Annotated in this window: 8 protein-coding genes and 1 riboswitch; all 8 genes read right to left on the bottom strand. The window is 76.3% G+C overall.

The genetic code is table 11. The features are described from left to right. Positions 1–7: 7 nt before the first annotated feature. The 8 genes from ACN265_RS12430 to ACN265_RS12395 all read right to left on the bottom strand — a co-directional run bounded on the left by ACN265_RS12430 (position 8) and on the right by ACN265_RS12395 (position 12,246). Positions 8–1,159, bottom strand: coding sequence for a cobalt-precorrin-5B (C(1))-methyltransferase (locus ACN265_RS12430; RefSeq protein WP_421407568.1), 1,152 nt, complete (start codon positions 1,157–1,159; stop codon positions 8–10). Further along, positions 1,156–1,983 (bottom strand): precorrin-4 C(11)-methyltransferase, encoded by an 828-nt coding sequence (cobM, locus tag ACN265_RS12425; protein ID WP_421407566.1) that lies wholly within the window; start codon positions 1,981–1,983, stop codon positions 1,156–1,158. Before cobM ends, ACN265_RS12430 begins: the two co-directional genes overlap by 4 nt. Further along, complete coding sequence (gene cobI, locus ACN265_RS12420; protein WP_421407563.1) at positions 1,980–2,762, bottom strand: precorrin-2 C(20)-methyltransferase; 783 nt, start codon at positions 2,760–2,762, stop codon at positions 1,980–1,982. Before cobI ends, cobM begins: the two co-directional genes overlap by 4 nt. Then, a complete protein-coding gene (locus ACN265_RS12415; protein ID WP_421411461.1) occupies positions 2,759–4,120 on the bottom strand; it encodes a cobyrinate a,c-diamide synthase in 1,362 nt (453 codons plus the stop codon). Before ACN265_RS12415 ends, cobI begins: the two co-directional genes overlap by 4 nt. An 80-nt stretch (positions 4,121–4,200) precedes the next feature. Next, positions 4,201–4,812, bottom strand: a complete 612-nt coding sequence (gene cobO / locus ACN265_RS12410) for a cob(I)yrinic acid a,c-diamide adenosyltransferase (RefSeq protein WP_420116718.1) — start codon at positions 4,810–4,812, stop codon at positions 4,201–4,203. Then, on the bottom strand, positions 4,812–7,163 hold the full coding sequence (locus tag ACN265_RS12405; protein WP_421407561.1) for a VWA domain-containing protein: 2,352 nt from the start codon (positions 7,161–7,163) through the stop codon (positions 4,812–4,814). The genes cobO and ACN265_RS12405 overlap by 1 nt, the downstream gene beginning before the upstream one ends. After that, positions 7,160–10,873: a cobaltochelatase subunit CobN gene (cobN, locus tag ACN265_RS12400; protein ID WP_421407559.1), complete on the bottom strand. Its 3,714-nt coding sequence runs from the start codon at positions 10,871–10,873 to the stop codon at positions 7,160–7,162. Before cobN ends, ACN265_RS12405 begins: the two co-directional genes overlap by 4 nt. A gap of 309 nt (positions 10,874–11,182) precedes the next feature. Further along, positions 11,183–11,312, bottom strand: a riboswitch (cobalamin riboswitch). Between the two features lie 598 nt (positions 11,313–11,910). Next, positions 11,911–12,246 (bottom strand): hypothetical protein, encoded by a 336-nt coding sequence (locus ACN265_RS12395; RefSeq protein ID WP_088646738.1) that lies wholly within the window; start codon positions 12,244–12,246, stop codon positions 11,911–11,913. Positions 12,247–12,332: the final 86 nt, after the last annotated feature.

The raw sequence follows: 12,332 nt of genomic DNA, 5'->3' as shown, positions 1-12,332 counted from the left end.
GGCCCGGTCACGCCGGCCACCGGCCGGAGGAGGCGACCAGGTGGTCGCCGGTGAAGTCGACCATCGCCACGTCGACGGTGAGCGCCGGCCCGGCGAAACGGCGCAGCACCTGGCGGACCCGGTCGCAGAGCAGGTCACCGGCGGGACGCAGCAACCCGGCGGCCTCCCACAGCTCGTAGGCGTGCCGGCCGGTGTTGGCCGCCAGCACCGCCGCCACCAGGTCGGCGTCGCCGCCGGCCTCGGCGGTGACCGCGCCGAGCAGCGACAGGTCCACCTTCGAGCGGGTGTAGTGGGTCATCAGGATGCCGGCGGCGAGTTTGGCCAGCTTGCCGGCCATCCCGACGAAGACCACCCCGGTCATCGCGTCGCCGACGGCGGCGGTGACGGCCGCGCCGGTGAAGTCGCCGACCTCGACGAAACACACCTCCGGCAGCTCCGGCAGCAGCGCGCGGGCGGCCCGTTCGGTGCGCCCGCCGGTGCACAGCACCACGGTCCGCTGCCCCTGGGCGGCCATCACGTGCACCGCCTGCACCACGCTGGCCCGCCAGGAGGCGGTGGAGAACGGCCGGACGACGCCGGTGGTGCCGAGGATGGAGATACCGCCGACGATGCCGAGCCGCCGGTTGGTGGTCTTGCGGGCCATCACCTCGCCGCCCGGCACGCTGATCACCACCCGGACGCCCACCTCCGCCAGGTCGACCACCTCGGCGACGGCCTGGCCGATCATCCAGCGGGGGGTGTCGTTGATGGCCGGCCCGCCGACGGCGAGGCCGAGCCCGGGGCGGGTGACGGTGCCGACGCCGTCCCCACCGGCGAGTTCCAGGCCGGGCCGGGGCCGCCAACCGACGGTCGCGGTGAGGTGCGCGCCGTGGGTGACGTCCGGGTCGTCCCCGGCGTCCTTGACCACGACCGCCTCCGCCTGCGGTTCGGGCGACGGCGTCAGGTCGCAGCGGGCCACCGCGAAGGTCACCCGCCGGCCGGCGGGCAGCCCGATCTCCACCTCCCGCTGGGGTACGCCGGTGAGCAGGGCGGTCACCGCCGCCTTCGCCGCCGCCGTCGCGCACGCGCCGGTGGTCCAGCCGGTCCGCAACGCCACCGGCCGGACCTTCGCGGTACGCGGCAGGTCCGGCTCGCGCAGCGGCGGCTCGGGGTACGTCACGGGGTGGCGTCCTCCACGGCGGCCCGGGACCGGCGCAGCTCGGCGCGGGCGGTCGGCTCGGCCCGGCGGAAGGTGTGGAAGTGCCCGGGGTGGTAGAGGTGCGAGCGGGTGCCGGTGGCGGCGAGCGCCGGCCCGACCAGGAACAGGGTGTGCTTCCACAACCGGTGCTCCCGGACGGTGGCCGCCAGCTCGCCGAGGACGCACCGCACCACCAGTTCGTCCGGCCAGGTCGCCTGGTAGGCCACCACGACCGGGGTGTCGGCCGGGTAGCCGCCGGCGAGCAGTTCCGTCTGGGCCTGCCCGGCGCGGGCGGCGGACAGGAACAGCGCCATGGTGGTGCCGTGCCGGGCGAAGTCGCGGACCCGCTCCCCCGCCGGCATCGGCGTCTTGCCGCCCTCCAGCCGGGTGAGGATCACCGACTGCGCCACCTCGGGGATGGTCAACTCCCGGCCGACGATGGCGGCGACGGCGGTGAACGAGGAGACCCCGGGGACGATCTCCACGGCCAGGTCGAGGGCCCGGCACAGGTCGAGCTGCTCCTGCACGGCACCCCACAGCGCCGGGTCGCCGGAGTGGATCCGGGCCACGGTGAGCCCGTCGGCGGCGGCCCGCCGGTACAGCGGCAGCACCCCCTCGATGGGCAGCTGCGACGAGTCGACGATCTCGGCGTCGGGGCGGGCGTGGGCCAGCACGTCGGCGTGCACCAGGCTGGCCGCCCAGATCACCACGTCGGCGTCGGCGATCACCCGGGCGGCACGCAGGGTGAGCAGGTCGGCGGCGCCGGGACCGGCCCCCACGAACCACACCTTTCCGGTGGACGTCACAGTTTTCCTCCCCGCCGGTCCCGGCGGGCCGGGACCAGCAGCGTCGACAGGTAGGGCAGCTCGTCGTCCGGGCCGACCGGCCCGATCCGTTCGTCGGGCAGGCCGAGGCCGCAGCCGAGCACCGCGTCGTCGAGCCGGTCGTGCCGGCGCAGCTCGTCGACGAGTTCCCGGTGCCGCCGCCAGCCCTTGTAGACCACCACGGTGCCGGGCCCGGCGAGGGCGGCGGCGACCGGTGCCGCGCCGGCGGTGGCCGGCAGCAGGGTCAGCGGCTCCCGCCCCTGGCACAGCGGGACGCCGCTGCGGGCGGCCAGCTCCTGCATGGCGGTGACGCCCGGCACGGTGCGCAGCCGTACCGCCGGCCGCAGCGCGCGGACGCCGTCGGCCAGGTAGGTGAAGGTGGAGTAGACGTTGGGGTCGCCGATGGTGGCGAAGGCGACCGAACGGGCCCCGGCGTCGAACGCGTCGACGACGGCGCGGGCGGCGGCGTCCCAGGCGGCCTCCCGGCGCGCGGTCACCCCGCCCCGGTCCTCGAGGGCGAACGGCAGCCGGCGCAGCCGGTCCGCCGGCACGTGCGCACGGACCGTCGTCTCGGCCCGGCCGGGGGGCGTCGCCGGGTCCGCCGCCAGCCGGTCCAGCACCGGTACGACCACCAGGTCGGCCTCGACCAGCACCCGGACCGCCCTGAGGGTGAGCAGTTCCGGGTCCCCCGGCCCGACCCCCACCCCGGTCAGCGTGGCGGTGGCGGCGGCGGGTGGGTGGTGCGCCCCGGTGCCGGTCACCGGGCCGCCGCCTCGACCAGGCGGCGGGCGGCGCGGGGGTGACCCGCCCAGTGGGTGTGCAGGTAGGAGGCGTGCACCTGCCCGGTGACGAAACCGTGGTCGGTGCCGTCCCACCGCCAGGCGGGCCGGTCGCCGTGCCCGGGGTCGGTGACGGTGCGGTGGAACTCGTGGCCGCGTACCTGCTCACCGGCGGCGTGGACCGGGGAGTCGGCGGTGGCGACCGCCTCGCGGTAGCCGAGGGTGAGCCGGCCGGTCATCCGGGCGTGGTGGTCGAGCCGCCCGCACATCGGCACCCCGTCCAGGGAGCGGCCGAGGTAGAGCAGCCCGGCGCACTCGGCGACCACCGGCCCGGCGAAGCCGGCCAACTCGGCGCGGAGCCCGGTGTTGGCGCTCAACGCCTCGACGTGCACCTCGGGGAAGCCGCCGCCGATGACCACGGCCCGGGTGCCGGCGGGCAGGGCCGGGTCACGCAGCGGGTCGAACGGGGCCACGGTCGCCCCGACTGCGGCGAGCAGTTCGGCCGTCTCGGCGTACGAGAAGGTGAAGGCGGCACCGGCGGCGACCGCGACGACCGGACGGTCCCCGCCCGCCCGGCCACCGACGGCCGCCGTCGGGTCCCAGGCGTCCACGGTCAACGGTGGTGCGCTGCGGGCCAGGTCGAGTACAGCGTCGAGGTCGACGGTGGCCTCGACGAGCCCGGCGAGCGCGTCGACGACGGCCAGCGACTCCGGTGCCCGTTCGGCGACCGGCACCAGCCCCAGATGCCGGGCCGGCGCGGCCACCTCGACGGCCCGGGTCACCGCCCCCAGCACCGGTACGCCCACCTCGGCGAGCGCGTCGCGCAGCAGGGTCTCGTGCCGGGGCGAACCGACCCGGTTGAGGATCACCCCGCCGACGCGTACCGCCGGGTCGAAGGCGCGCATGCCGAGCACCAGCGCGGCGGCCGAGCGGCCCTGCGCGGTGGTGTCCAGGACCAGCAGCACCGGCGCGTCGATCAGCGTGGCGACGTGCGCGGTGGAGGCGTAGCCGGCCCGGCCGACCGCGCCGTCGTGCAGCCCCATCACCCCCTCGACCACGGCGACGTCGGCGGGGGTGGGCAGGCTGGCGCCGTGCCGCAACAGCGGGGCGACCAGGTCCTCCCCGACCAGCCACGGGTCGAGGTTGCGACCGGGGCGGCCGGCGGCGAGCGCGTGGTAGCCGGGGTCGATGTAGTCGGGGCCGACCTTGTGCGGGCTGACCGTGAGACCCCGGCGGCGCAGCGCGGCGAGCAGCCCGGTGGCGACCGTGGTCTTGCCGTGCCCGCTGGCCGGGGCGGCGACCACCAGCCGGGGCAGCGCCCACGGGCCGGACGGCGGCACGCCCGGCACGGTGCCGCCCGGGTGACCGGCCGGCGCGTTGCCCGGCGGGCGGCGCTGGTCGGTGCGGCGGGTCGGTCCGGTCACCACTCGATGCCCTTCTGGCCCTTCTGGCCGGCGTCCATCGGGTGCTTGACCTTGGTCAGTTCGGCGACCAGGTCGGCCGCCTCGACCAGCCGCGGGTCGGCGTCCCGGCCGGTGATCACCACGTGCTGGAAGCCGGGCCGGTGGGTGAGGGTGTCGACCACCTCGTCGACGTCCACCCAGCCCCACTTCATCGGGTAGGTGAACTCGTCGAGGACGTACAGGCCGTAGCGCTGCGCGGCCAGGTCACGCTGGATCTGCCGCCAGCCCTCCAGGGCGTCGGCGGCGTGGTCGGCGTCGCCGCCGCGCTGGATCCACGACCAGCCCTCGCCCATCTTGTGCCAGGCCACCGGCGCGCCCTGCCCGGTTTCGGCGTGCACCTGGCCCAGGGCCCGGAAGGCGTTCTCCTCACCCACCCGCCACTTCGCGCTCTTGACGAACTGGAACACCCCGATCGGCAGCCCGGCCGTCCAGGCCCGCAGCGCCAACCCGAACGCCGCCGTCGACTTCCCCTTCATCTGCCCGGTGTGCACGATGGTCAACGGGCGGTGCCGCCGCTGCCGGGTGGTCAACCCGTCGGCGGGGACGTGTTCCGGTTTTCCCTGCGGCATCAGCGCACGCTCCGATTCGCTCCGACGGTGGCGAGCCCGGCCAGCGGGTCGGCGGTGACCGTGTCCAGGCGGTGGTGGGTCGCGCCGAGCTGGCCGGCCAGCCGGTGGGCCAGGTGCAGCCGGACCGGGCCCGACTCACAGTCCACCACGACACAGGGCGCGCCGGTGGCGGCGAGCACCGCCGCCGCGCGCGCCGACCGCTCCAGCGGCCGGTGCCCGGCGGTGGCCCGGCCGTCGGTGACGACGAGCACCAGCGGACGCCGTCGCGGGTCCCGCAGCCGCTGCACCCGCAGCAGGTCGGCGGCGGCGAGCAGCCCCTCCGCCAGCGGGGTACGCCCGCCGGTGGGCAGCTCGGCCAGCCGTGCCGACGCGGCCAGCACCGACGAGGTCGCCGGCAGCAGCACCTGCGCGCCGGCACCCCGGAAGGCGACCACCGCCACCGTGTCCCGCCGCTGGTAGGCGTCGGTGAGCAGGGCCAGCACCGCACCCTTGACCGCCGACATCCGCTGCCGCGCGCCCATCGAGCCGCTGGCGTCGACGACGAACAGCACCAGGTTGCCCTCGCGGCCCTCCCGGACCGCCTCCCGCAGGTCGTCGGGGCGCAGCAGCAACCGGCCGCCGCACCGGCCCCGCCGGGCCTGGTGCGGGGCGGCGGCGCGCAGGGTCGCCGGCAGGTGCACCGCCGCCGGCCGACCGGTCGGCACCCGGGCCCCGGTGGTCCGCCCCCGCCCGGTCCGGGCCCGCGAGCGCCGGCCGGGCACCCCGTCACCGACCCCCGGCGCGGTGAACAACCGGGCCGTCAACCCCCGCTGCGGTACGGCCACCGAGCCGGTGCCCGCCGGGTCACCCGGGTTCGCGGTACCGCCCTGGCCGGGTCGCCCGGGACGGGCACCGGTGTGCTCGGCGGAGCCGTCGTCGGGGCGTCCCGACCGGCCGTCGGCGCGGTGTCCGGTGTCCGGCCCGTCGTCGCCGGCCGGTCCGCCGTCGTCGATGCGGTCCGGCCACCGGTCGTCCCCGGACTGTGGGGAGGCCGGACCGGTCCGGGCGCGCGGGTGGTCGTCGTGGCCCCGCGGACCACCGGCGTCCTGGGGCCCACCGGTGGCATCCTGCGGCCCACCGGCGTCGTCGGGTGGCTGCGGGCCCGGCCCGCCGCCGGGGCCACCCGTCGAAGGGCCGCCCGGCCCACCGCCGTCCGGGCCGCCGGGGTCACCCGGACCGGCCGGGCCGGTGTCCGGCGGGTCGTCGTCGGGGTGCTCGTCGCGGGCCCGCTGCAACGCCTCGTCGAGGCGCTTCTCGTCCAGGCCCGGGGTGTCGAACGGGTCACGGCGACGGCGGTGCGGCAGGGCGAGGCGGGCGGCGACCCGCACGTCCTCGGCGGTCACCCGGTCCCGGCCCTGCCAGGCGGCGTGTGCCACGGCGGTCCGGGCGGTGACGATGTCGGCGCGCATCCCGTCCACGTCGAACGCGGCGCAGACCTCGGCGATCTGCCGCAACGCGGCGTCGGGCAGCAGCACCGCGTCGAGCCGGTCCCGGGCGGCGGCCACCCGGGCGGCCACCTCCGCGTCGGCGGCGGCCCACCGGGCGGCGAACCCGACCGGGTCCGCGTCGGCGGCGAGCCGGCGGCGCACCACCTCCACCCGGACGACCGGGTCCCGGCTGGCCGCCACCTCGACGGTCAGCCCGAACCGGTCGAGCAGCTGCGGACGCAGCTCACCCTCCTCCGGGTTCATCGTGCCCACCAGCAGGAACCGGGCGGCGTGACTGACCGAGACGCCCTCCCGTTCGACGTGGCAGCGGCCCATCGCGGCGGCGTCCAGGAGCAGGTCGACCAGGTGGTCGTGGAGCAGGTTCACCTCGTCGACGTAGAGCACCCCCCGGTGGGCGGCGGCGAGCAGGCCCGGCTCGAAGGCGCGTACCCCCTCGGCGAGGGCCTTCTCCAGGTCCAGCGAGCCGACCACCCGGTCCTCGGCGGCACCGACCGGCAGCTCCACCAGCCGGGCGGGTCGGCGCTCGACCGGCGCGGCGGCCGGGTCCTCGTGCCCGGCGGCGGCCGGGTGCGGGCCGTCCGGGCAGGTCGGGTCGGGGGCGGCCGGGTCGCAGCCGAACCGGCAGCCGGCGACCCGGTCCACCGGCGGGAGCAGGGCGGCGAGGGCGCGGACGGCGGTGGACTTGGCGGTGCCCTTCTCACCCCGCACGAGCACCCCGCCGATCGCCGGGCTGACCGCGTTGAGCAGCAGCGCCAACCGCATGTCGTCCATCCCGAGCACTGCCGAGAAGGGAAACCCGCTCACTGAGCTGGCCTCCGATCGCGACTGCGGGGCTCGCAAACCCGGCTCACTCCTCGCGCTCACTGTCGTTCCTCCAGGTCGCCCTCGGTGGCCAGGTAGGTCTCCCGGAGGCGGTCCAGGGTGGTGGGGTCGGGGGCGGCCCACAGGCCGCGTTCGGCGGCCTCCAGGAGCCGTTCGGTGATGCCGCGCAGCGCCCACGGGTTGGACCGCTCCAGGAACTCCCGGGTCTGCCCGTCGAACAGGTACGCCTCGGCGAGGCGCTCGTACATCCAGTCGTCGACGACCCCGGCGGTGGCGTCGTAGCCGAACAGGTAGTCCACGGTGGCGGCCAGCTCGAACGCGCCCTTGTAGCCGTGCCGGCGCATCGCGGCGATCCACTTCGGGTTGACCACCCGGGCCCGGAACACCCGCCGGGTCTCCTCGCCGAGGGTGCGGGTGCGCACGTCGTGCGGCATCGCCGAATCGCCCACGTACGCGGCAGGGGCGGCCCCGGTGAGGTGGCGCACCATCGCCACCATCCCGCCGTGGTACTGGAAGTAGTCGTCGGAGTCGACGATGTCGTGCTCGCGGGTGTCCTGGTTCTTCGCCGCCACCGCGATCCGGGCGAAGGACCGTTCCATGTCGGCCCGCGCCTCCCGCCCGTCCAGGCCCCGGCCGTAGGCGTAGCCGCCCCAGACGGCGTACACCTCGGCCAGGTCGGCGTCGGTACGCCAGTTCCGGGCGTCGATCAGCGGCAGCAGCCCCGCCCCGTACGCCCCGGGCTTGGAGCCGAAGATCCGGGCGGTGGCCCGCCGCTCGTCGCCGTGCGTGGCGAGGTCGGCGGCCACGTGCGCGCGCAGGTAGTTGTCCCCGGCCGGCTCGTCGAGGGCGGCGACCAGCCGTACCGCGTCGTCGAGGAGGGCGACGACGTGCGGGAACGCGTCGCGGAAGAAGCCGGAGATGCGGACCGTGACGTCGACCCGGGGCCGGCCCAGTTCCGCCACCGGCACCACCTCGACGCCGGTGACCCGCCGCGACCGGTCGTCCCACACCGGCCGGCAGCCGAGCAGGGCCAGCACCTCGGCGATGTCGTCGCCCTGGGTACGCATGGCGCTGGTGCCCCACACGGTCAGCCCGACCGACCGCGGGTACTCCCCGGTGTCGGCGAGGTAGCGGGCGAGCAGCGAGTCGGCCAGCGCGACCCCGACGTCCCAGGCGTTGCGGCTGGGGATCGCCTTCGGGTCGACGGAGTAGAAGTTGCGGCCGGTGGGCAGCACGTTGACCAGCCCCCGGGTGGGCGACCCGGAGGGTCCGGGCGGCACGAACCGGCCGGCGAGCGCGCCGAGGGTGTGGGTGATCTCGTCGGTGGTGCGGTCCAGCCGGGGCACCACCTCGCGGGCGGCGAACCGCAGCACCTCGGCGGCGTCGGGGCAGGACCCGCCGGTCACCTCCGCGACCACCGGGTCGGCCCGGTCGGGATCCCAGCCGAGGGTCTCCATGCCGAGGACGAGCCGCCGGGCCAGCCCCTCGATCAGGTCCACCGCGTCGGCGGCGGTGACCGCCGGCCCGTCCACCACGTCGGTCAACGCCGTCGGCACCGCCACCCGCGCCCCGGGCTCGGCGAGCAGCGCCTGCTCGTCCAGGCCGTAGCCGGCGGCGAGGGCCTGCCGCAGGCCGGGCAGCGCCCGGCTACCGCCCCACACCTGCGGTGCGCGCAGCACGGCCAGGACGAGGTTGACCCGGGCCTCACCGGTGGGCACCCCGGCCAGGATGTGCAGCCCGTCGCGGATCTGCACGTCCTTGACCTCGCACAGGTAGCCGTCGAGGTGCAGCACGAAGTCGTCGAAGTCGTCGGCGGCGGGCATCGCCTCGGTGTGCAGGTCGTGGTGGAGTTCGGCGGCGTGCACCAGCTCCCAGATCTGCCCCCGGACCACCGGCACCTTCGCCGGGTCGAGGGCCTGCACGGTGGCGTACTCGTCCAGCAGCTGTTCGAGTTTCGCCAGTTCGCCGTAGGTCTCGGCGCGGGCCATCGGGGGCACCAGGTGGTCGACCACGACGGCGTGCGCCCGCCGCTTGGCCTGGGTGCCCTCGCCGGGGTCGTTGACGATGAACGGGTAGACCAGCGGCAGGTCACCGAGGACGGCGTCGGGGGCGCAGTCGGCGGCCAGGCCGAGTCCCTTACCGGGCAGCCATTCCAGGGTGCCGTGCTTGCCGAGGTGCACCACCGCGTCCGCGCCGAAGCCGCCGTCGGCGACCGGCGCGGCCAGCCACCGGTACGCGGCCAGATAGTGGTGGCTGGGTGGCAGGTCGGGGTCGTGGTAGATGGCGATCGGGTTCTCGCCGAAGCCGCGCGGCGGCTGGATCAGCAGGGTGACGTTGCCGAACCGCAGCCCGGCCAGGACGATGTCCCCGTCGTCGGTGTAGAGCTGGCCGGGTGGCTCACCCCAGTGTTCCCGCATCCGGTCCCGCAGGTCGACCGGCACCTGGTCGAACCAGCGCCGGTAGGTCTCCCCCGGCACCCGGGCCTCGGCGGCGGCCAACTGTTCCGGGGTGAGCCACTCGACGTCGTGACCCCCGGCGGCGATCAACGCGTGGATCAGCGCGTCCCCGTCGGTGGGCGGCGGCGCGTCGCCGAGGTGGTATCCGGCGTCGGCGAGGGCGGCGAGCAGCCGGACCGCCGAGGCGGGGGTGTCCAGGCCGACGGCGTTGCCGACCCGGGAGTGCTTCGTCGGGTAGGAGCTGAGCACGACCGCCACCCGCTTCGTGGCGTTGGGCAGGTGGCGCAGCCGGGCCTGCCGGACGGCGATCCCGGCGACCCGGGCGGCCCGCTCGGCGTCGGCGGCGTAGACCGACAGCCCGTCGGAGTCGATCCGCTTGAACGAGAACGGCACGGTGACGATCCGACCGTCGAACTCGGGGATGGCCACCTGCATGGCCGCGTCGAGCGGGGACAGTCCGGCGTCGCTGGCCGCCCACTGCTCCCGGGTGCTGGTCAGGCAGAGCGCCTGGATCACCGGCACGTCGAGGGCGGCGAGCGCGCCGACGTCCCAGGCGTCCTCGTCGCCCCCGCCGGAGGCGTCGGCGGCGACCGTCCCCCCGGCGGCGAGGACGGTGACGACGAGCGCGTCGCAGCGGGCGAAGAGGTCCAGCGGCCCGTCGCCGGGGGTGAGCCCGCGCAGCGATCCGCAGAAGATCGGCAGCGGTTCGCCGCCGGCCGCGTCGACCGCGTCGGCCAGGGTCTGCACGAAACCGGTGTTGCCGGCCAGCGCGTGCGCCCGGTAGAACACGATCCCCACCGTGGGCCGCCCGCCGCCGTCCTGCGGCCCGGCCACCGGGTCCGCCCCGTCGACCGGGGTGGACGGGCGGTGGTGGTCGAGGATGCCGTAGGGCGGGGTGGGGGTGGGCGGGTCGAAGCCCTCACCGGTGAGCAGGACGGTGTCGGAGAGGAACCGGGCGAGCTGGGCGAGGTTGTCCGCGCCCCCTTCGACCAGGTAGGACAGCGCTTCGGTGGCCACCCCGGAGGCCACCGTGGAGGCCGCCATCAGCTCCGCGTCGGGCACCGCCTCGCCGCCGAGCACGATCGTGGGGACGCCGGAGCCGAGCACCGCCGCGAGGCCGTCCGGCCACGCCTGCCGCCCGCCGAGCAGCCGTACGACGGCCAGGTCGACACCGTCGAGCAGGGCCGGCACGGCGGCCACGTCGACCCGGGTGGGGTTGGCGAGACGGTAGTCGGCGGCGCTGGCGCGGGCGGCGAGCAGATCGGTGTCGGCGGTGGACAGCAGCAGGATGCGCACGTTCGGCTCCGGAGAGTGACGTCCGGCTCGACCACGGGGCCGGGCCGAGCGGGGCGGGAGGGACGCCGGTCAGCGGCGGCGGAGGTCCGACGCACCCCGCCGGCGGCGGGGCATCCGGACCGGCCGTCAGCGGTACGCGGCAGGCCGACCGCCCCGGCGACGGCCGGCGACGGTGGGAGAGGTGGGAGCGCGCGGCGGCGCAGGCTCGACGGTGATGCGGAAATCACCGACCGTGATCGGGTCGGCAGTGACGCTGTGCGTCATCGGTTCCTCCTCGGGTGTCCACGCCCTGGGGTTCTCCGACGGCCGAAGTATCCTGGCTCCCGGATCGACGCTCACCCCCGGCCTTCCAACCGTGCACGCACGGTCGTGACCCACGAGGGGGGATCGCTCCCCGGTGACAGTGGCGGGACCGCGTCGGAATCGCACCGACTTCCTTCACTGCCGTCAGGCCGCGAATGCTGCCACACTCCTCACCCCGAGGTCAACGGCGGCCACCGGCCCCGCGACGGCGCGGAACTGGGCGGCACGGAGCTGATCCGGGCGGCACGGAGCTGGTCGGTCGGGACACCTCTCTCGCACGCTGTCGAGCTGATGATGTCAACGACTCGGGACCGGCACGGCCGACCTGACCGGACGGTTGTCGCGCCGGGTAGCGCCCCGGCCACCCGCCCGGCACCCCGGGGCCGGGGCAGCCTGAGGGCGGCACCCCGGCCCGGTGCCGCGGGGCCGCCTCCTCCAGTGCCGCAGGCCCTCCGGTCACAGGCCCATCCGGTGCTGCGGGGCCGCGCCACCCCGGCCACCCCGACCTGGCGGTACGGGTCGTCCCACCCGGCGGGGCCGATCCGTCACCGTCATCAGCTCGAAAGGGCCCCCGCGACGACATACCCCCGCACCCCTGCCCCGCAGGGTCAGAGGTGCGGGGCGGCCGGCGGTCGCACCCGCCGCCGTGGCCGCACCCCCACGGACCCACATCCCACGGGCCGACATCCCACGGGGGGCACCACCCCGGCCACGCTGCACGCGCGGCTGCGGGGTCAGCGGAGGCGACGCTCGGGGTGGGCCCGGTTCCAGGCCCGCATCCGCTCCGGGTATCCGGTCTTCGCCGCCTCGTAGAGTGGCACCGCGTGCCGGTGGGCCAGCTTGGCCGCCGTACGTGGGGAGCCGGTGCGGCGGCGGATCCACTCCCCGTCGTGCGCGATCGCCACCACCGTGGTGTCGGTGGCGGTCGTCTCGGGTTCGAGATAGAACTCCACCCCCCGGTGGGCGGCCACGAAGTCCGCCAGCGCGGTCAGGTCGTCCCGGGTGGCCTCCCGGTCGAGCTTGGTCGGGATGCCCTCGTCAGCCCGGGTCCGTCGGCTGAACCAGCCCATCTGCCCGTCCTCTCCTCGGCGTCCCTCCAGTGGAGCACCCCCACCTGGAAGGGCGCTGCGAACCCGGTGACAGCCGGCTGAGCGGC

The organism is Micromonospora sp. WMMD730 (assembly GCF_049178955.1).
GTDB lineage: Bacteria > Actinomycetota > Actinomycetes > Mycobacteriales > Micromonosporaceae > Micromonospora > Micromonospora wenchangensis.
This window is presented reverse-complemented; position numbering and strand designations above follow the sequence as displayed.